We start from the raw sequence: 20,368 nt of genomic DNA on the forward strand, positions 1-20,368 counted from the left end.
TGCAGGGGGGACCCTGTGGGAGAGTAGGACGCCGCCGAACAATCATTGTGGGAAAGCCCCGCACCTTCTGGTGCGGGGCTTTTCTGCGTTCTGGAGCCGCCTATCGTGGGGGCATGCGCTATGACCTGGTCGTCTTCGACAACGACGGTGTGCTCGTCGACAGTGAGCCCCTCGCCAACACCATCCTGGCCGGCTATCTGACCGAGCTCGGGCACCCCACCTCCTACGAGGACTCCCTGCGCGACTACATGGGGGCCGCCATCCACCGCGTACACGATCTGATCGGGGAGCGGACCGGGCAGCGGCTGCCTGCGGACTTCGACGAGACACTGCACGCGCGCACGTTCGCGGGTTTTGAGCGGGAGTTGGAGCCGGTCGCCGGGGTGATCGAGGTGCTGAAGCGGCTCGTCGCCCACGGGGTTCCGTACTGTCTCGCGTCCTCCGGGTCCCACGAGCGGATTCGTGTCGGGCATCGGAAGACCGGGCTCGACGCGTGGTTCCGGGACGAGAACATCTTCAGTGCAGAGGACGTCGGGCGGGGCAAGCCGGCGCCCGACCTGTTCCTGCATGCCGCCGCCCGTATGGGGATCGCGCCCGAGCGGTGTGTGGTCGTCGAGGACAGCCGGCTCGGGGTCCAGGCGGCCGTGGCGGCAGGGATGGACGTGTACGGGTTCACTGCGATGACGCCCGAGGAGAAGCTCGCCGGCGCCAATGGGTTCTTCGGCAGGATGGACGAGCTTCCGGCGATATTGGGCGTGTGATCCATCTACCCATGGGTAGGGCCGGGTCCTACGCTGTGCCGCCATGACGGATGCGCGGTTGAGGCGTGGGCGGGGATCCCTGGCGGTCAGTTTCTTCGTGCAGGGAGTGACGTTCGCGCTCCTTGTGACCCGAATACCGGCGATCCAGGACCGGTACGGGATCTCGGACGCGCTCCTGCCCGTCTTCCTGGCCGCCGTGCCGATCCTGGCCGGTGTCGCCAGTGTGGGCACCGAGAAGGTGGTGGCCCGGGTGGGGCCGGGGGTGGTGCTGCGGTGGGCGCAGCCGCTCGTCCTCCTGGCGCTGCTCGGGGTCGGGGCGGGGAGCCGGCTGTGGCAGGCCGCCGTCGCCCTCGGGGTCTTCGGGCTCGCGGTCGGTGCGCTGGACGCGTCGATGAACATGCTCGGGGTCAGCCTGCAGCGGGCGTACGGGCGGAGCATCATGCTCGGTTTCCATGCCGCGTACAGCCTGGGCGGGATCGCGGGGGCCTCGCTCGCCTGGGTGGGGGCGCACTGGGACCTGTCGCTGTTCGTCTCCTATCTGCCCGTCGTGGTCGTGCTGCTGCCCGCCGCGTTGATCGGGAGCCGTTGGTACACGCCGGGGGTGGAGCTGCCCGTCGGCGAGGAGACGAAGGGGAGCGCGGGGGTTTCCTTCAAGCTGCTGCTGCCGCTGTGTCTCGTCATGACGTTCGCGTACATAGGGGACTCAACGGTCTCCAACTGGAGCGCCAAGTACCTCCAGGACGTGCTCGGCAGCTCGGAGGAGCTGGCGACCGTGCCGTACAACGCGTACATGGTCACGACGCTGCTCGGGCGGGCGGTGGGTGACTTCGGGGTGCGGCGGCTGGGGGCCGCCGTGGTCGTGCGGTGCGGGGCCGTTCTCGCCGCGCTCGGGTTCGCGGTCGTCGCGGTGGCGCCGGGTGCCTGGGTGGGGATGGCCGGGTTCACCGTCCTTGGGCTCGGGCTGAGTGTGATCGTGCCGCAGACCTTCGCGGCCGCGGGACGGCTCTTCCCTGGTGAGAGTGATGCGGCGGTCGCGCGGCTCAATGTCTTCAACTACGTGGGGTTCCTGATCGGGTCCCCGCTCGTGGGGGCGCTCGGGGACGCCTGGAGCTATCGGGGGGCGATGCTGGTGCCGATGGTGTTGGTCCTGGTGACGGTGGCGTACGCCACGTCGTTCGGTTCTCGACCGGCCCGATACGGTGGCGGGCATGAGCGGCCGCGCACTGTTGATGTGGGATGAAGCTGTCACGGGGTACGACTTCGGGTCCGAGCATCCGATGGATCCGGTGCGGCTCGCGCTGACCATGGGGTTGGTGCGGGCGTACGGGCTCGACCGGGCCGTGGACGTGGTGGCGGCGAAGCCGGCCGGGGACTCGACGCTCCGGCTGGTGCACCGTGAGGACTACGTGGCCGCGGTGCGGGCCGCCTCCGCGAACCCGAGGGCCGCGGATCTGGCGTACGGGCTCGGGACGGTCGACGATCCGGCCTTCGCCGGGATGCACGAGGCGTCCGCGTTGATCGCGGGCCAGTCGGTGGGTGCGGCGGAGGCCGTGTGGCGCGGCGAGGCCGCCCATGCGGTGAACTTCGCGGGCGGGCTGCATCACGCGATGCCGGGGAGCGCGTCCGGGTTCTGTATCTACAACGACGCGTCGCTGGCCATCGCCCGCCTGCTCGAGCTGGGTGCGGAGCGCGTCGCGTACGTGGATGTGGACGTGCATCACGGGGACGGGGTGCAGGCGGCGTTCTGGGAGGATCCGCGGGTTCTGACGATCTCGCTGCACGAGCATCCGCGGACGCTGTTCCCGCAGACGGGGTGGCCCGAGGAGACGGGTGCGGCGGGTGCGGGCCATGGGTCCGCGGTGAATGTGGCGCTGCCGGCGGGGACCGGGGACGAGGGGTGGCTGCGGGCGTTCCACGCGGTCGTGCCGGAGCTGCTCGCGGACTTCCGGCCGCAGGTGCTGGTGACGCAGCACGGCGCGGACACGCACTTCGAGGATCCGCTGGCGCACCTGGCGGTGTCGCTGGACGCGCAGCGGGCCGTGCAGGTGGCCTGTCATGAGCTCGCGCACGCCCATGTGGACGGCGGGAAGTGGGTCGCGCTGGGCGGTGGCGGGTACGCGGTGGTGGATGTGGTGCCGCGGTCGTGGACGCATCTGGTGGCGATCGCCGGGCATGCCGAGATCGATCCCGAGTCGGTGATTCCGTCGTCCTGGCGGGACCTGGTGTACGCGCGGACGCGGCAGCTGGGGCCGGCGCGGATGACGGACGGACGGTGGCCGGTGGGCTGGCGCGACTGGGAGGAGGGCTACGACCCGGCGGACCGGCTGGACCAGGCGGTGCTTGCGACGCGGCGGGCGGCGTTTCCGCTCAGGGGGCTGCTCGCGTAGGGCCTCGGGAATGTGTGGTTACGCCAACTGTGGGGTCTCCCAGGTGTTCTGACCCGGGGTCGGGTCTGCTCGGGCAGCATCGATGGGGTGCTGAGTACCGGGGCGTTGCGGGCGCATTTGTTGGCGGCTGGGTTGGCTGGGACGGTGGCGACCTCGCGGGAGGAGAGCCTGCGGAGTTACCGGCTCTTCGCCGCGCGGGATCCGCGGGTGCTGCTGGGGCTCGACCCCGAGTGGGGTTGGGGCGAGGGTGAACTGCTGCGGCTGATGGCGGACAAGTGCGGGGTGTCCGGGGATCCGGCGCACCGTTCGGGGCCCGATGTCATCGATCCGGAGCGGACGTTGGGCGGGCTCGACGCGTTCGCGGCGCGGCTGGGCGAGGCGGCGGGGCGGCGCGCTCCGGTGCTGTTCGGGACCGGTCATCCGCATCGTTTGCTGGGGTTCTACGCAGCGCTCGCAGACGCTTTGTCGGCGGCGGGATGTCTTGTTCTCACACCCGCGCAGGGGCGATGTGTCGACATAACGACCCGGTTCGGTCTACGCACGTACAACCTCGATTACGTACGAGGTGTCGCGTTGGTGCGAGAACCCGGTCTGTCGGGAACCGGGCGTGAGACGGGGGCGCACACCCACTCGCCGCTGCCGGTTAGGGCCGTTCTCGAGGGTGCCGTGGAGGGGGGCTGGCCGCTCCCCGAGCTCGTGGTCGGGGACCACGGCTGGGTCTGCGGGGCAGGTCAGCTGGGTTTCGAGGCGATCGGCCTGGCGGACACGGACGATCCCGCGCTGTTCGTCGGGGAGGCGGAGGGGCAGGTCTCCGTGGCCGTTCCGCTTGATGATGCCGTGCGGTCGGATTACTACCGCCCGCTTACTCGCTATGTACTCAATCGAGCGAGTCTGTCACGGTAAACGGCCGATGGCTGCTCCTCTTCCCCACTCGTACCACACGCCCCTAGTCTGGAGCGTGAGCGCACAGCGACGCAGGGTCACCGGAGGGGAAGCCGGTGGGCGTCGTGTGCGGAAGGTACAGGTGGTGGGTCATGGCTGCTGGCGATCGACCTCTCAACGAGGTCAAGTTTCTGACCGTGGCGGAAGTCGCCTCGGTGATGCGAGTGTCGAAGATGACCGTGTACCGCTTGGTGCACAGCGGTCATCTGCCGGCGATCCGGGTGGGCAGGTCCTTCCGGGTCCCGGAACAGGCGGTTCACGAGTACCTCAGGGAGTCCTTCGTGGGGGTGGAGACCGCGTAGGGGGCCCGCGGCCGGGAGCCTGTCCGCCCCTCGGATTACGAGGTGGGCGCTCGTGCCGGTAGGCTAAGCCCTCGTAGGTCGTGTGGGCCCAGACGCCCCGCACCGAGTGAAGAGAAGTGAGCGAGGGTAGTCGTGGGCTCTGTTATCAAGAAGCGGCGCAAGCGGATGGCCAAGAAGAAGCACCGCAAGCTGCTCAAGCGCACCCGCGTTCAGCGTCGCAACAAGAAGTAAGCGACGGCTGTAACGACGGCTGTTTGTGCGTCGAGCATGGCCCCCCACCGGTTCCGGTGGGGGGCCACGCTATTTTTCGACGGGTTCCACCCGGTTGCCCACGGCGGTCATCACAGCGCAACAACGAGGCGCTACGGTGGCGCACAGGCCCCCTGGGGAGGAACTCGGGGGAGAGATCGACGGAAGGCGCTGATCTTGGGCAAGGTCGTGCTCGTCACCGGTGCGGCCAGGCATCTCGGAGGCCGATTCGTACGGCGTGTCCAACGGGATCCCGAGGTGGACCGAGTGGTCGCCGTGGACGCGGTCGCGCCGACGCACGATCTCGGCGGGGCCGATTTCGTCCGGGCGGACATCCGTCAGCCCGCGATCGCCAAGGTTCTCGCGGAGCACGACGTCGACACGGTCGTCCACATGGACGTCACGGGTACGGCGCTCGGCGCCGGCGGCCGGACGTCGGTCAAGGAGACCAACGTCATCGGCACCATGCAGCTGCTGGGCGCCTGCCAGAAGTCGCCGCGGATCAAGCGGCTCGTGATCAAGTCCAGTACGAGCGTCTACGGCTCCGCGCCGCGCGACCCGGCCGTCTTCACCGAGACGACGCCGCCCAAGTCGCTGCCGAGCGGTGGTTTCGCCAAGGACGCCGTCGAGGTCGAGGGGTACGTACGGGGCTTCGCGCGGCGTCGCCCGGACGTGGCCGTGTGCGTGCTGCGGTTCGCGAACATCCTCGGGCCGCGGGTGGACTCCCCGCTCGCCGAGTATCTGTCGCTGCCGCTCATGCCGACCGTCTTCGGCTATGACCCGAGGCTGCAGTTCGTGCACGAGGACGATGTGATCGACGTGCTGGAGCTCGCTTCGCGTGAGCCGCGCCGGGCGACGCTGAACAGCGGCACGTTCAATGTGGCCGGCGACGGTGTGCTGCTGCTGTCGCAGTGCGCGCGGCGGCTCGGGCGGCCGACGGTGCCGGTGCTGCTGCCCGCGGTCACCTGGGTCGGCTCAGCGCTGCGGACGGTCGGCGTCACCGACTTCGCGCCGGAGCAGATCCGGCTGCTCACCCACGGCCGGGTCGTCTCCACGGTCCAGATGCGCGAGACGCTGGGGTTCGCTCCTCGGTTCACGACGGCCGAGACGTTCGCGGACTTCGCCCGCAGCCGTGGGCCGGGGCTGCTTCCGCCGGAGACGCTCGCGGGGGCCGTGGACCGGGTCGCGGCCCGGCTGGATCAGAAGGAGCCCAGGTAACGATGGCGGACGCCAAGGTCATTCCGTTCGACGACGACCGTTCACGGGCGCGGCGGCGGCCCGCGAGGGCGGGTCGGGACGCCGCAGTGCGCGCCCTGCCGGGCCAGCACGGGCCGGAGGCTGCCGGGTTCGTCTCGCAGGCCGCGGAGCCGGTGGTGGAGCCGCAGGATGCCGGGACGGGGCCCGCCGCGGCACGCGGGCCGGGTGCGGAGCGTGGGCACGGGTGGGAGCGGCGTCTCGCGGGCGGGCTGGCGTTCCTTCGGCGGCGGGTGACCGGCGAGTACGAGGTCGACGAGTTCGGTTACGACAAGGAGCTCACCGACCAGGTCCTGATGTCGCTGGTGCGGCCGCTGGCCGAGAAGTACTTCCGGGTGGAGGTGAAGGGGGTCGAGAACATCCCCGCCGAGGGGGGCGCCCTGGTCGTCGCGAACCACTCCGGGACGCTGCCGCTGGACGGTCTGATGATGCAGGTCGCCGTGCACGACCACCATCCGGCCGGGCGGCATCTGCGGCTGCTCGCCGCCGATCTGGTCTTCATGCTGCCCGTGGTCAACGAGCTGGCCCGCAAGGCGGGGCACACGCTGGCCTGTGCGGAGGACGCCGAGCGGCTGCTGAGGGCCGGCGAGATCGTGGGCGTGATGCCGGAGGGGTTCAAGGGCATCGGGAAGCCGTTCAGCGAGCGCTACAAGCTGCAGCGCTTCGGCCGGGGCGGCTTCGTCTCGACGGCGCTGCGGGCCGGGGTGCCGATCGTGCCGTGCTCGATCGTGGGCGCGGAGGAAATCTACCCGATGATCGGGAACGCGAAGACTTTGGCGCGGGTGCTGGGCATCCCGTACTTCCCGATCACGCCGACCTTCCCGTGGCTGGGGCCGTTGGGTGCGGTGCCGCTGCCGACGAAGTGGACGATCCAGTTCGGTGAGCCGATCGCGACGGACGGCTATCCGCCGGAGGCGGCGGAGGACCCGATGCTGATGTTCAACCTGACGGACCAGGTGCGGGAGCAGATCCAGCACACCCTCTACAAGCTGCTGGTGCAGCGCAGGTCCGTGTTCTTCTGACCGGTTCGCTCTTCCGGCGGTACGCCGGTTTGGCGGTACGACGATGGGGCGCCTCTCTGTGGAGGGGCGCCCCATCGTCGTCTCAGCGAGCGTCCTCGCTGTCGATGCCCAGGCCGGGGAGCAGGCCCGGCAGCAGGGGCGGGATCGTGACGTCCGGCATGGCCGGTGTCGACTGGCCTTCCGAGGGGGCGGTGGGGATGCCCGTCGGCGGGTTGTCGAGCAGGCCGCCCGTGTTGCCGCCCAGCAGACCGTCGCTCTCCGGGGAGCCCGTGCCCGAGCCGGAGCCCGAGGGCTGGGGCCGGGTGGAGCCTTCGCTGCCCGCGGAGGGGGCGGCGGGGGAGGACGGCGGGCGCTGGGTGTGCGTCCGCGGGGTGCCCTGCGGGGAGCCGGGGTCGCCGGTGCCGACCGCGCCCCTTTCCGGGGTGCGTGGGAGCATCCCCTGGAGCGGCTCGACCTCTTCGTCTATGGCGACGAAGACGTCGTTCACCTCGTTGCCGACGTCGGTGAGCTGCACGGGCAGCCGGCCGCGCAGGCCGTTCCAGGTGTCGCGATGGGACTGGGCGAAGGAGTTGAGCCGGGCCATCGGCCCGATCTCGCCGTCCCGTTCGTACGCCTGGCGCAGCAGCCGGTGGCCTTCGGAGGCGTCGTGCTTCATGCCTCCGAGGACCCGGCGGATCTCGCCGAGCGATTCGTGGTCGAGGTCGCCGAGGCGGCCTCGCTCCATGAGTCTGCGGGCCTCGCTGAGCCGGGTCGACGCCTGGTCCAGGAAGATCCCGCCCCGCTCGGAGTCGTCGTCGGCCATCCCGCGCTTGATGTCTTCCATTCCGCGCTTCAGCCCGTAGAGCGAGTCACCGGGAAGGGCGTCGGAGCTGGCAGCGGCCACACCGCTGAAAGCGCCCGCGGCCACACCGACCGTGAGGCCGCCCGCGGCGATGCCCTTCGACCAGCGGGAGCGGGGGCGCAGTTTTCGGAGCGGGGAGGCCCTGTGGGCTCCCCGTCCGCTCGATGTCCGCTGCTCCGGCACCGTAGGGCCCGCGGACGCGCTCCCCTCCGCGAGCATCGCTTCCATGGCGGCGACGAGCTGGGCCCGTTGCACCACCTTGACCTCGGGGTCCAGCTTCGGCTTCGGCAGTTCGCCGAGACCGTTCGCCAGGGCCAACAGCCGCCCTTGTTCGGCCGGTTCGGCCGACGCCTCGGGCCGCTCGGCCGTCGCGTCCTCGGGCGTCCGATCATCCAGGGCCTGGGCGAAGGCGTTCGCCCGCCGGTGCGCCGATACGTTCGCGATCACTGGCGGCACCTCCTCTCGTCATGACGGTCGACTCCCCGGGGTGTCCGGAAGGTTGCACACCTTGAACACATCCACACGAAAGAGTGAGTGGCTGCGGGCATGGCGTGACCACAGGGAGCCTGCATTCCGCACAACGAGCGGCGCGGCACTTGGGTTACGCGCGAAAGATGATCGGACCAGTGCGTCATCGAGGCGTCACCGACTGTGAGTTGGGCGGGGGTCGGGGAACGTGGGGGGCGGTGCGGGGGTTGGGGCGCGTCGCGGTCGGTGGGGGGCGCGTGTGGGGGGCGCGGAGCGGTCAGCGGGCGTCGTCCGGGAGCAGCCGCGCCAGCGTGCGCACGGCACGGTACTGGAGGGTCTTGATCGCACCCTCGTTCTTGCCCATGACCCGGGCCGTCTCGGCGACCGAGAGGCCCTGCAGGAAGCGCAGGGTCACGCACTCCTGCTGCTGGGGGTTGAGCCGGCGGACGGCGTCGAGCAGGGCCGCGTTGGAGAGGGACTCCAGGACGGAGTCCTCGGGGCTTCGCTCGACCTCGTTGGCGTCGAGCATCTCGCCCGTGGTCACTTCCAGTCGGAAGCGGCTCGACTTGAAGTGGTCGGCGACCAGGTTGCGGGCGATGGTGACCAGCCAGGCGCCGAAGTCGCGGCCCTGCCAGGTGAAGGTGGAGATCCGGCGCAGGGCGCGCAGGAAGGTCTCGCTGGTGAGGTCCTCCGCCGTCGCCTTTCCGCCGACGCGGTAGTAGATGTAGCGGTAGACCGTGTCGCTGTACTGGTCGTACAGGCGGCCGAAAGCCTCGGCCTCACCGGCCTGTGCGCGCTCGACGAGGTCCATCATGCGCGCGCTGTCGCTGTCGGCGGTGGGGCGTCGGGCGGCGGTCGAGGTTCCGGTGCCGCCGCGGCTGCCCCGTCTGCCGACAGCGGCACCGCTCTCGGCAAGGGCATAGCAAGGACCGGCGGGTGCCGGTGCGGCAAAGGCAAAGGCGGGGACAGGGCCGGCGTACGCGGTGGGGACGAAGCCGCGCAAGTGGTCGAGGACCGTTGCGCGCAGCGTAGCCAGGCCCGAGGCGTCAACCCCGACGTGTGGGTACACGGGACTCCCAGAGGCAGAGCTTCCATCACGTGCAGTGCGGGACCGTTCACTCGTCGTGGCGACGTGTGGGTTCCGTTGTGCGTCTGAGGAGAATAACGCTTCGTACAGGCAGCGCTACACCCAGTTGCGTAAATCACCGATTCCGTCGTAGCTGTTACCGCTTGTGGACGGGATCACTCGCACTTCGTGACTGGTTGTTGATCGGATTACTTCCGAGTGTGACTACGTGCGGGTTCAGTTGTGCCCGAGTGCTAAGGCGGGGAGTGATCCGGCACGCTGCTGGGTAGAGGGAGGCGAATGCCCTCAGTCGACCTGTGCGGTGGTGTTCGACCACGTACGGGTGAGGGGGGTTGGTCCCGGGTTGTCGCAGACGATCGCAGCCGAAACGTATCGGCAGGGTGTGGCGCGCCGGGCGCGCCGCCCAGGAGTCAGCGGCGACGGCGGTGCAGGGCGACCGCGGCGGCCGTGCCGCCCGCCAGCGCGCCGACGCCCGCCGCGGCCGGGATGCCGACCTTGGCCGCCTTGCGGCCCGTCCGGTAGTCCCGCAGGCGCCATTCGCGCGCCTTGGCGTGCTTGCGCAGCTTGGTGTCCGGGTTGATGGCGTACGGATGGCCGACCAGCGAGAGCATCGGGATGTCGTTGTGCGAGTCGCTGTACGCGGCGCAGCGGTTCAGGTCCAGGCCCTCGGCCGCGGCCAGTGCGCGGACGGCCTCCGCCTTGGCGGGTCCGTGCAGCGGTTCGCCGACCAGCTTGCCGGTGTACACCCCGTCGACGGACTCGGCGACCGTGCCGAGCGCGCCGGTCAGGCCGAGCCGGCGGGCGATGATCGTGGCCGTCTCGACCGGGGCGGCCGTGACGAGCCAGACCTTCTGGCCGGCGTCGAGATGAGCCTGCGCGAGCGCGCGGGTGCCGGGCCAGATGCGGTCGGCCATGTACTCGTCGTAGATCTCCTCGCCGATCGACATCAGTTCGGAGACTCGGTGGCCCTTGACGATGGACAGGGCGCTGTCGCGCGCGTCCTGCATGTGCTCCGGGTCCTCGACGCCGGCCAGCCGGAACCACGCCTGCTGCCAGGCGAACCGGGCCAGTTCGCGTCGCTGGAAGAACTTCCGCTTGTACAGGCCCCGGCCGAAGTGGAAGATCGCGGCGCCCTGCATCACGGTGTTGTCGAGGTCGAAGAAGGCGGCGGCCTCGGCGTCGCCCACGACGGGGAACTCGGGCTCGGAGGGCTCGGCGGGCTCGGCCCGCGCCGCTGTCTCCCGTTCCAGTTCGAGCTGTTGCGAGGACTTGCGCGCCGCCTCGGCGGCGGCCTCGCCTGCCAGAACGCTGCGCGCGGTGGCGGAGCGCCTACGGGGGGTGAGCCATCCCATTGCGGCCATGTCGTGAGCATAGCCAGTCTGTTCGGTACTTCCCGACCTCTCGGGATGCCGAGGCGTGAACACTCCGCGACCCTCCTGTTAAACGGACAATGGGGGAGCAAGCTGGAGACAGGGGGCGCCGCTCGCGGCAGCGCAGAATGGACGGCATGTTTGGACGGACGAAGAAGACGGACACCCCCGCCGCTCCGGCTCCCGCCGCCGTGCGGACCGTGACGCTGATCGGGAAGCCGGGCTGCCATCTCTGCGACGACGCCCGGGCCGTGGTCGAGGCGGTCTGTGCCGAGACCGGGGCGCGCTGGGAGGAGAACGACATCACCCAGGACGAGGAGCTGTACCGGGCGTACTGGGAGCAGATTCCCGTGGTCCTGGTCGACGGCGAGCAGCACACCTTCTGGCGTGTGGACGCCGGGCGGCTCCGGCGTGAACTGGGTGGCTGACCGGAAGACGGTTACCATCGTGGACGTTTTGTTGACGTTCGGGGGCGTGATCGTGAGGAGAGTGTGCGGTTTTGCCCCCTTCGGGTTCTCAACGGGCTGACGCGCTCCACGGTTCCGTCATGACGCGAACCGACCGCGTGACCCCGGTCACTTTGGCCGGACAAAACGGACACCATCTTTGTGCACGCGTTCACAAAGACATAGCCTGCATTCGACGGGGCGGTCCTGGGACACACGGCCGCCTGCAGCCCCGCTCATCCCGCAGGAGCACCGTGGCAACTGGCCGAACTCACCGACCGGCGACCCGTAGCCGAGGAATCCCCGAGGCCACCGTCGCCCGGCTTCCGCTGTATCTGCGTGCGCTCACCGCACTGTCGGAGCGCTCCGTACCCACGGTCTCCTCCGAGGAACTCGCAGCCGCCGCGGGGGTCAACTCCGCGAAGCTGCGCAAGGACTTCAGCTACCTCGGCTCGTACGGCACGCGCGGCGTCGGCTACGACGTCGAGTACCTCGTCTACCAGATCTCCCGCGAACTCGGCCTGACCCAGGACTGGCCGGTCGTCATCGTCGGTATCGGTAACCTCGGCGCGGCCCTCGCCGGCTACGGCGGGTTCGCCTCCCGTGGCTTCCGCGTCGCCGCGCTCATCGACGCCGACCCCGCCATGACCGGCAAGCCGGTCGCCGGGATCCCCGTCCAGCACAGCGACGACCTCGAGAAGATCATCGAGGAGGACGGCGTCTCCATCGGCGTCATCGCGACCCCGGCCGGCGTCGCCCAGCAGGTCTGCGACCGGCTCGTGGCCGCCGGAGTCACCTCCATCCTGAACTTCGCCCCGACCGTGCTCTCCGTGCCCGACGGCGTGGACGTGCGCAAGGTCGACCTCTCCATCGAGCTGCAGATCCTCGCCTTCCACGAGCAGCGCAAGGCCGGCGAGGAGGCGGAGTCCGAGACCACCGCCGTACCCGCCCCGCCCACGGCTCTCGGCGCGGCCGGCGAGCCGCAGCGCAAGGGCTCCGGTCGCAAGGGACCCGACGGGGACGTCCCCGCCGTGATGCCGGCATGAGCCTCCTCGTCGTCGGCCTCAGCCACCGCAGCGCCCCGGTCAGCGTCCTCGAGCGGGCCTCGCTCGCCGCGGACACCCAGGCCAAGCTGCTCCAGGACACCCTCGCCGCCGAACCGGCCGCCGAGGGCGCGGTCCTGGCCACCTGCAACCGCATCGAGCTCTACGCCGACGTGGACAAGTTCCACGCCGGTGTCGCCGAGCTGTCCACGCTGCTCGCCCAGCACAGCGGCGTCGGCCTCGAAGAGCTCACCCCTTATCTCTATGTGCACTACGAGGACCGGGCCGTCCACCACCTCTTCTCGGTGGCGTGCGGGCTCGACTCCATGGTCGTCGGCGAGGGCCAGATCCTCGGCCAGATCAAGGACGCCCTCGCGCTCGGCCAGGACCTGCACACCGCGGGCCGGCTCCTGAACGACCTGTTCCAGCAGGCCCTGCGGGTCGGCAAGCGTGCCCACAGCGAGACCGGGATCGACCGGGCCGGGCAGTCGCTGGTCACCTTCGGCCTGGAACAGCTCGCCGACGGCACCGACGTCGAGCGCTGGGCGGCGGGCAAGCGCGCCCTGGTCATCGGCGCCGGCTCGATGTCCTCGCTGGCCGCCGCCACGCTCGCGCGTGTCGGGGTCTCCGAGATCGTGATCGCCAACCGTACGACCGCCCGTGCCGAGCGACTCGTCCAGATCCTGACCGAGCCCGGAGGCACGGGCGTGGCCGCACGCGCGGTCGAGATGGTTGCCGTCGGCGACGAACTGACATGTGCCGACATCGTCGTCTCCTGCACCGGAGCCACCGGACTCGTCCTGAGCGGCGAGGCCGTCGAGACCGCGATGGCCGTCCGTACGGCCCCGCTCGCCCTGCTCGACCTGGCCATGCCCCGCGACATCGACGCCGCCGCCCACCGCATGGCGGGCGTCCGGCTCGTCGACATCGAGTCGCTGGCGGACGCCTCCGCCGACGCCCCGATGGCCGCCGACGTCGACCAGGTGCGCGCGATCGTCTCCGACGAGGTCGCCGCCTTCGGTGCCGCCCAGCGCGCCGCGCACATCACGCCGACCGTGGTCGCGCTGCGCACCATGGCCGCCGATGTCGTCGCGGGCGAGGTGGCCCGGCTCGAGGGACGGCTGCCCGACCTCGACGACAAGCAGCGCGCCGAGATCACCCAGACCGTGCGCCGGGTGGTCGACAAGCTCCTGCACGCGCCGACCGTGCGGGTCAAGCAGCTGGCCAGCGAGCCCGGCGGCGCCGGGTACGCCGACGCGCTGCGGACACTCTTCGACCTCGACCCGGAGACGGTCGCCTCCGTCTCCCGGGCCGACCTGAATGACGCCGACGTCAAGAACCGAGGGCGAGTATGACCGAGAGGGCACTGAGGCTCGGGACCAGGCGCAGCAAGCTCGCCATGGCCCAGTCCGGGCATGTGGCCGACGCCGTCCGGCAGCTGACCGGCCGGCCCGTCGAGCTCGTGGAGATCACGACGTACGGGGACGTCTCGCGTGAGCACCTCGCGCAGATCGGCGGTACGGGGGTGTTCGTCGCCGCCCTGCGCGACGCGCTCCTGGCCGGCGAGGTGGACTTCGCCGTCCACTCCCTGAAGGACCTGCCGACCGCCCAGCACCCCGAGCTGGTGCTGGCCGCGATCCCGGAGCGCGAGGACCCGCGCGACGTGCTGGTCGCCCGCGCCGGACTGGCGCTCGACCGGCTGCCGCAGGGCGCCCGGATCGGCACCGGTTCGCCGCGCCGGATGGCCCAGCTCAACGCGTACGCGCGCAGCCACGGGCTGACCATCGAGACCGTGCCGATCCGCGGGAACATCGACACCCGCGTCGGATACGTACGCAGTGGAGAGCTGGACGCGGTGGTTCTCGCCGCGGCCGGTCTCAACCGCATCGGCGGGACGGAGGAGCTCACCGGCTCCCTGTCGCTCGACCACCTGTCGGTCGACGTCGTCCTGCCCGCCCCCGGCCAGGGGGCACTGGCGATCGAGTGCGTGGCGTCCGACGCCGCCCTCGTCGCCGCGCTCGCCGAGCTCGACGACCCGCACACCCGGGCCGCCGTGACCGCCGAGCGATCCCTGCTCGCCGCCCTGGAGGCCGGCTGCTCCGCACCCGTGGGTGCGCTGGCCGACCTGCTGGCCGAGGATTCCGGCCGCGGGCAGATTGTCACTGAAATGCGCCTGCGCGGCGTCGTCGGTACCACCGACGGCTCGACGCTGGTGCAGCTGTCCACCACCGGTCCCGTACCCGCGTCGCACGACGAGGCGATGGAGCTCGGACGCGAACTCGCGCACGAGATGCTCGCCAAGGGTGCGGCCGGTCTTATGGGGGAGCGAGCACTTTGAGCCCCACCAGCCCGACCACCAGCCCCGCGTCTCCGGCCTTCTTCGGTCACGGGAGCGTCACCTTCCTCGGAGCCGGACCCGGCGACCCGGGACTGCTGACACTCCGGGCCGTCGAAGCCCTTGCCGGCGCGGACGTCCTGATCGCCGAGCCGGAGGTGCTCGAAGTCGTTCGCGGCCATGCGCGCGCGGGCGTGAGCACGCCTGAGCTGACGGTTGTTGACGAGGCGTCAACAACCGCCGGTGTCCCCGTGTTGAGGGATGCGACCAATCTTGTCATGGAGGCCGCACGAGGCGGCAAGCGGGTCGTCCGTGCGGTGACCGGCGACCCCGGCCTCGACGGAAACGCAGGTCAGGAGATGCTCGCCTGCGCCGCCGAGGGCATCCCCTTCGAGGTGGTGCCCGGTGTCGCCACGGCCGTCGGCGTACCCGCGTACGCCGGTGTTCCGCTGCGTGACGCGCAGGGCACCGATGTGCGCTTCGTGGACGCCCGTACCGCCGACGACCGCTGCTGGACCGAGGTCGGTGCCTCGGACGGCACCGTCGTCGTGTCCACCACGCTGGACTCCGTGGCGGCGGCGGCCGGTGAACTGGTGGCGGCTGGCCGTAAGCCGGACACCCCGCTCACCGTGACCATCGGCGGCACGACCACCCGGCAGCGGACCTGGACCGCGACGCTCGGCACGATCGCGCAGGTCTTCAAGCAGGGCAAGGTGCTCCCCTCGCCCGAGGGCCACCGCCCGGTCATAGCCGTGGTCGGCGAGCGCAGCGCCCCGGCGCAGCGGGACCAGCTGGCGTGGTTCGAGTCGAAGCCGCTGTTCGGCTGGCGGGTGCTCGTGCCGCGCACGAAGGAGCAGGCCGCGTCGCTCTCCGACCAGCTGCGTTCGTACGGTGCGGTGCCGCACGAGGTGCCGACGATCGCCGTCGAACCGCCGCGGACGCCGCAGCAGATGGAACGTGCCGTCAAGGGTCTGGTGACCGGGCGGTACGAGTGGATCGCCTTCACCAGCGTGAACGCGGTGAAGGCGGTGCGGGAGAAGTTCGAGGAGTACGGGCTCGACGCGCGGGCCTTCGCCGGGATCAAGGTCGCGGCGGTCGGCGAGCAGACGGCCGCGGCGCTCGTCGACTTCGGTGTGAAGCCGGACCTGGTGCCGAGCGGTGAGCAGAGCGCTGCGGGGCTTCTGGAGGACTGGCCGCCGTACGACCCGGTCTTCGACCCGATCGACCGTGTCTTCCTGCCGCGCGCCGACATCGCGACGGAGACGCTGGTCGCGGGGCTCATCGAGCTCGGGTGGGAGGTCGACGACGTCACCGCCTACCGGACGGTGCGGGCGTCGCCGCCGCCGGCGGACACGCGTGAGGCGATCAAGGGCGGCGGCTTCGACGCGGTGCTGTTCACGTCGTCGTCGACCGTGCGGAATTTGGTCGGTATCGCGGGCAAGCCGCACAACGTGACGGTCATCGCCTGCATCGGCCCGGCGACCGCGAAGACGGCGGAGGAGCACGGCCTGCGGGTCGATGTCCTGTCCCCGGAGCCGTCGGTGCACAAGCTCGCGGAGGCGCTGGCGGACTTCGGTCTGCGGCGGCGGGCGGCGGCGCTGGAGGCGGGGGATCCGGTGACGCGGCCGTCGGAGCGGCGGCCGGGGGCGAGGCGTCGGCGGACGACGTAGTTCGGTTTTCTTGGGGTGCGGGGCCTTGTGGGGGTCCCGCACCCCGGTGCGTTTCGGGGCCTTGTGAAGGTGCCGGCACACGGGGGTGGGGTGGGGGACCCCCAGCCCCTGCGGAACGTATGCCCACAACTCGTCGGCAAAGGCAGGGCCCCTACCGGCGTAGCCTCGGGCGTATGAACTCGTACGGAACCTTTCCCGGGGCGCGGCCGCGGCGGCTGCGGACGACTCCTGCCATGCGGCGGATGGTGGCCGAGACGCGGCTGAGCCCCGCCGATCTGATCCTTCCCGCGTTCGTGCGCGAGGGGATCAGCGAGCCCCGGCCGATCGCCGCGATGCCCGGGGTGGTGCAGCACTCGCGGGACACCCTGCGCAAGGCCGCCGTGGAGGCGCTGGAGGCCGGGGTCTCCGGGATCATGCTCTTCGGTGTGCCGGAGGACGAGAAGAAGGACGCCGCCGGGACCGCGGGGACCGACCCGGACGGGATTCTGCAGGTCGCGATCAGGGACGTGAAGGCCGAGGTCGGTGACGATCTGGTGATCATGTCCGATCTCTGTCTCGACGAGTACACCGACCACGGGCACTGCGGCGTCCTGGACGCCGACGGGCGCGTCGACAACGACGCCACGCTGGAGCGTTACGCCGAGATGGCGCAGGTCCAGGCCGACGCCGGGGTCCACGTCGTCGGGCCGTCCGGGATGATGGACGGTCAGGTCGGGGTGATCCGGGACGCGCTGGACACCATCGGCAAGGAGGACGTGTCGATCCTCGCGTACACGGCGAAGTACTCCTCCGCCTTCTACGGGCCGTTCCGTGAGGCCGTCGCGTCGTCTCTGCAGGGTGACCGCAAGACGTATCAGCAGGACCCCGCCAACGTGCGTGAGTCGCTGCGGGAGTTGGCGCTCGACCTGGAGGAGGGCGCCGACATGGTGATGGTGAAGCCTGCCGGCCCCTACCTGGACGTGCTGGCGAAGGTCGCCGAGGCCGTGGACGTACCGGTCGCCGCGTACCAGATCAGCGGTGAGTACGCGATGGTCGAGGCCGCGGCGGAGAAGGGCTGGATCGACCGCGACAAGGCCATCCTCGAGACGCTCACCGGGATCAGGCGCGCGGGTGCGCAGATGATCCTGACGTACTGGGCGACCGAGGTCGCCCGGAAGCTCAGCCGCGGAGTCTGACGGGCGGGTGCGCTCGCCTCTCGCGCAAGCGGTTATCGCGTCAGCATCTCCACGAGTCGCGACATGCCGTCCGCCCCGTAGCCCTCCTCGATCGAGCGGTCCAGGAGGGCCTGGAGGGGCTCGAAGAGCTCGGTGCTGACGCCCTGCGCCTTGAAGGTCGAGATGAAGTTGGGAAACGCCGCCTGGTTCACGGCAAGGCTGGAGACATCGGTGAGGTGGTTCCCGGAGTCGATGTCCCGGGCGATCCCGGGGACGCCGCCGAGCATCGCCGTCATCCACGGGACCAGGAGCTCCGCGTACTCCTCGGCGCCGACGTTCTCCGTGCGCACCAGGGCCAGCGCCTGCATCACGCCGGCGAACATCCCGTACATGCCGGTCAGCAGGCCGAGGTCGTACAGGGCCGCCCGGCCCGGGTCGGTGCCCGTCCACCTGGTGCCGCCGAGCGCGGCCAGGGTCGCGCGATGGGTCTCGTACGCCTGCTCGTCGCCGCTGTAGAACACGTACGCGTCCGGGCCCGCGATCATCTGCGGGACGGCCATGATGCCGCCGTCGAGGTATCGGGCACCGAGCTTCTCGGCCCGGGCGGAGAGCGTCCGCGCCTGCTCCGGCGTGCCGTTCGTGAGATTGACCAGGGTCCTGCCCGTGAGGTCCTCGGGGAGCGTGGCCAGCAGCTCGTCGACGTTGTCGTTCGACAGCAGGCACAGGACGACCAGGGGGCTCGCCGCCACCGCGTCCGTCGGCGTGGCGGCGGGCAGGGCGCCCTGCGCGACCAGCGGGCCCGTCTTGGCGGGGGAGCGGTTCCAGACGGTGACCGGGTGGCCTGCCTGCAGGAAGGCCGTCGCGAGGGCCGTGCCCATCATGCCCAGGCCGAGGACCGAGACGGGGGCGGAGGAGGGGGCGGAGGCGGGGGCCTGGACGGAGGCGGGGGAGGTGGTTGCGGACATGGGTGTGCTCCGGGGCTTGGAATCGGGGGTTCGAGCCGTTGTCCGGCTCGCTTTCGATCCTTCTCCGGGGCGGTTCGTCCCACAAGTACCGACTTAATAGTCAGGTACGCACCGATTGGTAAGGATGGGCCGCGCGGCGCACCCTGGAAGTACCTCAGGAGGTGGTCCTCATGATGCAGACCCTTGTCGGATGGCACATCGAGATGGAGTTCCAGGAGGAAGGCCCCAGCACACGAGCGGCGGCCATGGTGCGGCTCGGTGACGGCACCGAGTTCCGCGCCCACGGCAATGCCCACAGGCACCCGTCCGACCCGGAGCAGCTGCGGGTCGGCGAGGAGATCGCGGGCGCCCGGGCGCTCATGGATCTCGCCTCCCAGATGCTCCAGAAGGCACACGTGGAGATCGACGAGGTCTCCGGCAGGACGTCCCACCCGATCCGCTGATTTCGAGCCATCACCGCTGCCCGGCGGCAGCGGTGATGGTCACACCCGGTGGGGCGGGCTGATCGACGTGCCGTCGCAGGGGGACAATGAGTGCCGGGCACGGCGAGGCGAGGGGGAGCGGGGCGCGTGGCGACAGGAGCGCAGGGGCCGGGCGGATTCGCGGAGCTGGTGCGGGGGCTGAAGGAGCGATCCGGGCTCAGTTACGGGGCGTTGGCGAAGAAGCTGCACGTCAGCACGTCGACACTGCACCGGTACTGCAACGGCGACGCCGTTCCGACGGAGTTCGCCTCGGTTGAGCGGCTGGCGCGGCTGTGCGGGGCCTCGCGTGAGGAGGTCATCCGGCTGCACCGCAGCTGGATCCTGGCGGACGAGGGCCGGAAGCGGGGGAAGGCGGCGCCGAGCGTTGTCGCCCCGGAGCCGGAGGCGGAGGCAGGGGCGGAGGCGGGGCCGGGGCCGGAGGCGCAGCCGGAGCCCGGGCCGGGGGCTGAAGCCGTGCGCGAGCCCGAGTACGGGCCGGAGGCTGAAGCCGAGCGCCGGCCCGAGCCCGGGCCCGAAGTCGAACCCGAGCTGGCCGCGGTCGAGCCCGCGAAGGGCGAGGAGGCGCCGCCGGCACCCGAGGCCGCACCCGAGGCCGCGGTCGACGTCGTCACCGTGCAGTCGCTCAACCGACCGCCCGCCACCGGGACTTCCCGCTCGCGCAAGCGCCTGGGCATGGCTCTCGCCGCGGCCGCCGTCGTCGTGCTCGCCGTGCCCGTCGCCTACGCCGTCCGCGGCTGGGAGGGCACGGGTGGCGGCGACGGAGGTGCGGTGGCCGGTCCGGCCGCGGAGGCGGACGGCACCCTTACCTCCACGCCCTCGGCGTCGGGCTCCGGCTCCGCGGCCCCGTCCGCCTCCGTCCCCGCCTCCACGACACCGAGCGCGGCGCCCCCGTCCTCCGCGGCGAAGGAGTCCTCCGCCGCAGCGCCGCGCGAGAAGACCGGAACGCCCGTGAGCGTGGGCATCAGCTCGTACAACTGGGCAGGTGCCTGCGGCCAGTTCTACGCCCTGGACAGGCGGCCCGAAGAGGTGCCGTCGCCGCCCACACCACAGGACAGCCGCGTCTGGGCGCGCGCCCTCGGCGGGGTCGACGGCGGCAGCATGCAGCTCCAGCTCACCGTCACCGGCCGCACCGACGAGGCCGTCGTCCTGAGCGCCCTGCGCGTGCGGGTGGTGGAGCGCGGCACGCCCCTGAACCGGTCGGTCTACGCGATGGGCGACGGCTGCGGCAGCGGCCTCACCCCGCAGACCTTCGACATCGACCTCGACGCCCCCCGCCCCTTCGCGAAGCCGGTCGCCGGCATCGACGGCGACGGGGTCGTGCCGGCCAAGGACTTCCCGTACAAGGTCTCCACCAGCGACCCCCAGGTCCTCAACCTGTCCGTGCACACCGAGGAGTACGTCGCCGCCTGGTACCTGGAGCTCGAGTGGAGCAGCGGGGAGCGGCGCGATCGGGTCCGCATCGACGACGGCGGGCAGCCGTTCCGTACGAGCGCGATCGAGGGCAAGAAGGTGTACGGCTACCGGCCCGACGAGGGCGTCTGGGCCGCCCCATGACGAGAAGGCCCCGACACAGAGCGTGTCGGGGCCTTC

Annotated in this window: 20 protein-coding genes; 16 read left to right on the top strand and 4 right to left on the bottom strand. The window is 71.0% G+C overall.

Annotation, left to right across the window (positions count from 1 at the left end; genetic code table 11):
* Nucleotides 1–113: 113 nt before the first annotated feature.
* From ACFV9D_RS28285 to ACFV9D_RS28320, 8 genes are all read left to right on the top strand, one after another.
* On the top strand, nt 114–761 hold the full coding sequence (locus ACFV9D_RS28285) for an HAD family hydrolase (protein WP_385152065.1): 648 nt from the start codon (nt 114–116) through the stop codon (nt 759–761).
* A 43-nt stretch (nt 762–804) separates the two neighbouring features.
* Complete coding sequence (locus ACFV9D_RS28290) at nt 805–2,001, top strand: MFS transporter (protein ID WP_385152068.1); 1,197 nt, start codon at nt 805–807, stop codon at nt 1,999–2,001.
* Nucleotides 1,970–3,148, top strand: coding sequence for an acetoin utilization protein AcuC (locus ACFV9D_RS28295; protein ID WP_385152071.1), 1,179 nt, complete (start codon nt 1,970–1,972; stop codon nt 3,146–3,148). The genes ACFV9D_RS28290 and ACFV9D_RS28295 overlap by 32 nt, the downstream gene beginning before the upstream one ends.
* Before the next feature lie 87 nt (nt 3,149–3,235).
* A complete protein-coding gene (locus ACFV9D_RS28300) occupies nt 3,236–4,051 on the top strand; it encodes a phosphatase (RefSeq protein WP_385152073.1) in 816 nt (271 codons plus the stop codon).
* Between the two features lie 131 nt (nt 4,052–4,182).
* A complete protein-coding gene (locus ACFV9D_RS28305; protein ID WP_158988220.1) occupies nt 4,183–4,392 on the top strand; it encodes a helix-turn-helix domain-containing protein in 210 nt (69 codons plus the stop codon).
* 132 nt (nt 4,393–4,524) lie between these two features.
* A complete protein-coding gene (locus ACFV9D_RS28310; RefSeq protein WP_003948845.1) occupies nt 4,525–4,623 on the top strand; it encodes a 30S ribosomal protein bS22 in 99 nt (32 codons plus the stop codon).
* Nucleotides 4,624–4,818: 195 nt separating this feature from the next.
* A complete protein-coding gene (locus ACFV9D_RS28315; protein ID WP_385152076.1) occupies nt 4,819–5,859 on the top strand; it encodes an NAD-dependent epimerase/dehydratase family protein in 1,041 nt (346 codons plus the stop codon).
* Nucleotides 5,860–5,861: 2 nt separating this feature from the next.
* Nucleotides 5,862–6,917: a lysophospholipid acyltransferase family protein gene (locus ACFV9D_RS28320; RefSeq protein WP_385152079.1), complete on the top strand. Its 1,056-nt coding sequence runs from the start codon at nt 5,862–5,864 to the stop codon at nt 6,915–6,917.
* A gap of 82 nt (nt 6,918–6,999) precedes the next feature.
* Here the strand turns inward: ACFV9D_RS28320 and ACFV9D_RS28325 are convergent, their stop codons facing one another.
* The 3 genes from ACFV9D_RS28325 to ACFV9D_RS28335 all read right to left on the bottom strand — a co-directional run bounded on the left by ACFV9D_RS28325 (nt 7,000) and on the right by ACFV9D_RS28335 (nt 10,674).
* Nucleotides 7,000–8,205, bottom strand: coding sequence for a DUF5667 domain-containing protein (locus ACFV9D_RS28325; RefSeq protein ID WP_385152082.1), 1,206 nt, complete (start codon nt 8,203–8,205; stop codon nt 7,000–7,002).
* Between the two features lie 298 nt (nt 8,206–8,503).
* Nucleotides 8,504–9,295, bottom strand: coding sequence for an ECF subfamily RNA polymerase sigma factor, BldN family (locus ACFV9D_RS28330; protein WP_137988687.1), 792 nt, complete (start codon nt 9,293–9,295; stop codon nt 8,504–8,506).
* 428 nt (nt 9,296–9,723) lie between these two features.
* Nucleotides 9,724–10,674, bottom strand: a complete 951-nt coding sequence (locus ACFV9D_RS28335) for an HAD family hydrolase (protein ID WP_385152086.1) — start codon at nt 10,672–10,674, stop codon at nt 9,724–9,726.
* 137 nt (nt 10,675–10,811) lie between these two features.
* Here ACFV9D_RS28335 and ACFV9D_RS28340 point away from each other — a divergent pair, with 137 nt between their 5' ends.
* From ACFV9D_RS28340 to hemB, 6 genes are all read left to right on the top strand, one after another.
* Nucleotides 10,812–11,111: a glutaredoxin family protein gene (locus ACFV9D_RS28340; RefSeq protein ID WP_385152089.1), complete on the top strand. Its 300-nt coding sequence runs from the start codon at nt 10,812–10,814 to the stop codon at nt 11,109–11,111.
* Between the two features lie 272 nt (nt 11,112–11,383).
* Nucleotides 11,384–12,175, top strand: coding sequence for a redox-sensing transcriptional repressor Rex (locus ACFV9D_RS28345; RefSeq protein ID WP_385152092.1), 792 nt, complete (start codon nt 11,384–11,386; stop codon nt 12,173–12,175).
* Nucleotides 12,172–13,527, top strand: coding sequence for a glutamyl-tRNA reductase (locus ACFV9D_RS28350; RefSeq protein ID WP_385152094.1), 1,356 nt, complete (start codon nt 12,172–12,174; stop codon nt 13,525–13,527). The genes ACFV9D_RS28345 and ACFV9D_RS28350 overlap by 4 nt, the downstream gene beginning before the upstream one ends.
* Complete coding sequence (hemC, locus tag ACFV9D_RS28355) at nt 13,524–14,510, top strand: hydroxymethylbilane synthase (protein WP_385152097.1); 987 nt, start codon at nt 13,524–13,526, stop codon at nt 14,508–14,510. The genes ACFV9D_RS28350 and hemC overlap by 4 nt, the downstream gene beginning before the upstream one ends.
* Nucleotides 14,507–16,177, top strand: coding sequence for a uroporphyrinogen-III synthase (locus ACFV9D_RS28360; RefSeq protein ID WP_385152100.1), 1,671 nt, complete (start codon nt 14,507–14,509; stop codon nt 16,175–16,177). Before hemC ends, ACFV9D_RS28360 begins: the two co-directional genes overlap by 4 nt.
* 173 nt (nt 16,178–16,350) lie before the next feature.
* A complete protein-coding gene (hemB, locus tag ACFV9D_RS28365) occupies nt 16,351–17,352 on the top strand; it encodes a porphobilinogen synthase (protein WP_385152103.1) in 1,002 nt (333 codons plus the stop codon).
* A 32-nt stretch (nt 17,353–17,384) separates the two neighbouring features.
* On the opposite strand, the gene ACFV9D_RS28370 is transcribed toward hemB, so the two are convergent.
* Entirely contained in the window at nt 17,385–18,296 is a 912-nt protein-coding gene (locus tag ACFV9D_RS28370) for an NAD(P)-dependent oxidoreductase (RefSeq protein ID WP_385152106.1), read from the bottom strand.
* Nucleotides 18,297–18,469: 173 nt separating this feature from the next.
* Between ACFV9D_RS28370 and ACFV9D_RS28375 the strand changes: the two genes are divergently transcribed.
* Together ACFV9D_RS28375 and ACFV9D_RS28380 are read left to right on the top strand one after the other, a co-directional pair.
* Nucleotides 18,470–18,739 (top strand): DUF1876 domain-containing protein, encoded by a 270-nt coding sequence (locus ACFV9D_RS28375; RefSeq protein ID WP_385152360.1) that lies wholly within the window; start codon nt 18,470–18,472, stop codon nt 18,737–18,739.
* A gap of 126 nt (nt 18,740–18,865) precedes the next feature.
* On the top strand, nt 18,866–20,332 hold the full coding sequence (locus ACFV9D_RS28380; protein WP_385152109.1) for a helix-turn-helix domain-containing protein: 1,467 nt from the start codon (nt 18,866–18,868) through the stop codon (nt 20,330–20,332).
* Nucleotides 20,333–20,368 lie beyond the last annotated feature (36 nt).

The organism is Streptomyces sp. NPDC059875 (assembly GCF_042731085.1).
Taxonomy (GTDB): Bacteria; Actinomycetota; Actinomycetes; order Streptomycetales; family Streptomycetaceae; genus Streptomyces.

Bases quoted from the DNA above. Each gene is read 5' to 3' on its own strand.
- ACFV9D_RS28285 (WP_385152065.1), top strand. From the start codon at position 114: ATGCGCTATGACCTGGTCGTCTTCGACAACGACGGTGTGCTCGTCGAC.
- ACFV9D_RS28290 (WP_385152068.1), top strand. From the start codon at position 805: ATGACGGATGCGCGGTTGAGGCGTGGGCGGGGATCCCTGGCGGTCAGT.
- ACFV9D_RS28295 (WP_385152071.1), top strand. From the start codon at position 1,970: ATGAGCGGCCGCGCACTGTTGATGTGGGATGAAGCTGTCACGGGGTAC.
- ACFV9D_RS28305 (WP_158988220.1), top strand. From the start codon at position 4,183: ATGGCTGCTGGCGATCGACCTCTCAACGAGGTCAAGTTTCTGACCGTG.
- ACFV9D_RS28320 (WP_385152079.1), top strand. From the start codon at position 5,862: ATGGCGGACGCCAAGGTCATTCCGTTCGACGACGACCGTTCACGGGCG.
- ACFV9D_RS28335 (WP_385152086.1), bottom strand. From the start codon at position 10,674: ATGGCCGCAATGGGATGGCTCACCCCCCGTAGGCGCTCCGCCACCGCG.
- ACFV9D_RS28340 (WP_385152089.1), top strand. From the start codon at position 10,812: ATGGACGGCATGTTTGGACGGACGAAGAAGACGGACACCCCCGCCGCT.
- ACFV9D_RS28350 (WP_385152094.1), top strand. From the start codon at position 12,172: ATGAGCCTCCTCGTCGTCGGCCTCAGCCACCGCAGCGCCCCGGTCAGC.
- hemC (WP_385152097.1), top strand. From the start codon at position 13,524: ATGACCGAGAGGGCACTGAGGCTCGGGACCAGGCGCAGCAAGCTCGCC.
- hemB (WP_385152103.1), top strand. From the start codon at position 16,351: ATGAACTCGTACGGAACCTTTCCCGGGGCGCGGCCGCGGCGGCTGCGG.
- ACFV9D_RS28370 (WP_385152106.1), bottom strand. From the start codon at position 18,296: ATGTCCGCAACCACCTCCCCCGCCTCCGTCCAGGCCCCCGCCTCCGCC.
- ACFV9D_RS28375 (WP_385152360.1), top strand. From the start codon at position 18,470: ATGCAGACCCTTGTCGGATGGCACATCGAGATGGAGTTCCAGGAGGAA.